This window comes from Labrenzia sp. OB1 (genome assembly GCF_001624695.1).
Lineage (GTDB): Bacteria > Pseudomonadota > Alphaproteobacteria > Rhizobiales > Stappiaceae > Roseibium.
Genome location: NZ_JSEP01000070.1, coordinates 1 through 2,517, shown reverse-complemented (window position 1 = coordinate 2,517; position 2,517 = coordinate 1). Strand labels below are relative to the sequence as shown.

The following is a 2,517-nucleotide window of genomic DNA, read 5'->3' as shown; positions in this document are numbered from 1 at the left end:
CCCATGGCGTGGTCATCCTTGATCAGGCCGGATGGCACACGTCAAACAAGCTCGCCATCCCGGACAACATCACACTCTTGCCTTTGCCACCCCGATCTCCCGAACTCAATCCTGTCGAAAACCTATGGCAGTACATGCGAGAAAACTGGCTCTCAAACCGGGTCTTCAAGGACTACGACCAGATCGTCGACCTGTGCTGCCGGGCCTGGAACACGCTCATCGATCAGCCATGGAAAATCATGTCAATCGGAATGCGTGACTGGGCGCATCGGTCCTGAATTTTGTCGTTTGGTATTACGTTTCTACCGATCGTAATCCGTCATTTCTTTACTTCGCGATCAAACTTTTTACCTAAATTGACGTATTCGAGCCTGCTGAATGGAATGAATTTCTACGTCAAAAAACTTTGCGACACGCCCGCTTCGCGCGTCGATACTTCAAACAATGTGACAGCACCCGCGAGGGCAATCATCATGACCGATCATACTCCGACTTCATCGACAAATCACAAGCGCAATTTGTTTGTGATTTTTCTGGTTTTGGCAGCAATCTTCGTAGGCTGGAATTCTTTTAGCGCTTACCAGTGTTCAACGCGGGGCGGTGACGTTGAGTTAAATGGACTAGGAATCCGATGTCATCTGGACTTCAGCAATAGCTAGGCGGCGTGGACTAATTAGCGGTGCTTGGCGAAGAGGTCTCGCTGAGCTTGATTGACTGAGTTGTCGTCCCAATCGACTTCGCGCTTTGACGGCGGGATATGGTCCCGCCGATGTTCATTGTCGAAGAACAAGGTGCCATGGATTCCGAGCGCATCGCGCTTTAGGATCGGGCGGTCCCAAAGAGGTGTCAGCACAGAGCTTGCAGCCTCTTCGCCAAGCCGCTCGATTAGGTCTTCGATCAACTCGATGTCGCGTCCGTCCGGGAAGATGGTGGCAAACTCACCTTCTGTTGCTTGGAACACACTGAATGTGGCGTTCACTGCGTCGTCGATGATCTGGATATTTTTCATGAAGATCGTTTTGGCATTCGAAAGGGTCGGCGGCAATCGAAACTGATTGACGTGAGAAGCAAGCATTGATTCAGGCCGAAGGGGCCCGAACGTGTACATTTGGGCATCTTGAGGAACAAAGGGTCTGAACCGCCCCGAGTTTGCCGGAGGCTGATTGTAGTTAGTTACGCGGCTCGTTCCTCAGTTTCCATAGCCGCATAGAAATTGGCCTCTGCTTCTGCCGGCGGAATATTCCCGATAGGCTCAAGCAAACGACGGTTGTTGAACCAGTCCACCCATTCGAGTGTTGCGTATTCCACTGCCTCGAAATTGCGCCATGGGCCGCGGCGGTGAATGACCTCGGCTTTGAACAAGCCGTTGATCGTCTCGGCCAGGGCATTGTCGTAACTGTCTCCGACGCTGCCGACAGAGGGCTCGATACCAGCTTCTCCCAACCGCTCTGTGTATTTGATCGACAGGTATTGTTCTCACGACTATCAGAAGCTTCTGCGCCAGCATGGCTTCCAGGTCTCAATGAGCGGAACTGGAAACTGCTTTGACAACGCCGCCGTGGAAACCTTCTTCAAAACGATAAAGGCTGAGTTGCTGTGGCAGAAATCATGGACCTGTCGTAGCGAAGCTGAAATGGCCATCTTCGAATATATCAATGGCTTCTACAATCCGCGCCGAAGGCACTCGGCTCTGGGCTGGAAAAGCCCATTGGCCTTCGAAGCCAGGGCAGCATAAATGAGAACTCGGAGCGGAATCATACCGGGACAGGTTCAGTACATCTGCGTGATAGAGAAGCGATAGGAAACGATTTTGCTGCGAAAATTTGGTTATCTATTTCTTTTCCTCATCGCGCTATGCGGGATCGTGATCACCTGGTGGGTTTTTGAACATTGGCCAAAATACACCAACCGATTTCGTTTCGAGGTAACGTTTGAAGCGAACGGAGAAGTCTTCACTGGCAGCGTCATTCAAGGATTAACTGTAAGTGGTGGGCCGTTTTACCGAGCGCGGGGAGCAATATTACGTACCGTTCTAAAGGTCAGGCAATCCCACTTGAACTTCCTAACTTCGGAACCGTTTTTATTACCACACAGATGTACTGCAAGGACGGATCTGTACGCAATTGGTGTGGCAGCACAAATGTATTGGTTTCGAAAGCGTGCGGAATTGATCGAATCCCTGGAGAAGTTTATCGGACGTATGTTCGAAAATTCCGTCACTTATACCAAACGACAAAATTCAGGACCGATGCGCCCAGTCACGCATTCCGATTGACATGATTTTCCATGGCTGATCGATGAGCGTGTTCCAGGCCCGGCAGCACAGGTCGACGATCTGGTCGTAGTCCTTGAAGACCCGGTTTGAGAGCCAGTTTTCTCGCATGTACTGCCATAGGTTTTCGACAGGATTGAGTTCGGGAGATCGGGGTGGCAAAGGCAAGAGTGTGATGTTGTCCGGGATGGCGAGCTTGTTTGACGTGTGCCATCCGGCCTGATCAAGGATGACCACGCCATGGG

At 51.2% G+C, this 2,517-nt stretch carries 3 protein-coding genes and 2 pseudogenes; 2 read left to right on the top strand and 3 right to left on the bottom strand.

Annotated features, from left to right (window positions below; all coding sequences use genetic code 11):
• On the top strand, nt 1–278 hold a 278-nt coding region (locus OA90_RS27630), incomplete at its 5' end, for a transposase (protein ID WP_199823654.1).
• A gap of 395 nt (nt 279–673) precedes the next feature.
• Here OA90_RS27630 and OA90_RS27625 read toward each other — a convergent pair.
• Both OA90_RS27625 and OA90_RS27620 read right to left on the bottom strand, forming a co-directional pair.
• A complete protein-coding gene (locus OA90_RS27625) occupies nt 674–1,108 on the bottom strand; it encodes a hypothetical protein (protein ID WP_199823889.1) in 435 nt (144 codons plus the stop codon).
• 65 nt (nt 1,109–1,173) lie between these two features.
• Nucleotides 1,174–1,473: pseudogene (locus OA90_RS27620) on the bottom strand (integrase core domain-containing protein); the annotation flags it as partial.
• Here OA90_RS27620 and OA90_RS27615 point away from each other — a divergent pair.
• Nucleotides 1,466–1,735: pseudogene (locus tag OA90_RS27615) on the top strand (integrase core domain-containing protein); the annotation flags it as partial. The pseudogenes OA90_RS27620 and OA90_RS27615 sit on opposite strands and share 8 nt — an antisense overlap.
• A 504-nt stretch (nt 1,736–2,239) precedes the next feature.
• Here OA90_RS27615 and OA90_RS27610 read toward each other — a convergent pair.
• A partial coding sequence (locus OA90_RS27610; RefSeq protein ID WP_199823654.1) for a transposase occupies nt 2,240–2,517 on the bottom strand: 278 nt, incomplete at its 5' end.

What these genes read in the sequence shown, in the direction of transcription:
- OA90_RS27625 (WP_199823889.1), bottom strand. Translation starts at nt 1,108, where the DNA reads ATGTACACGTTCGGGCCCCTTCGGCCTGAATCAATGCTTGCTTCTCAC.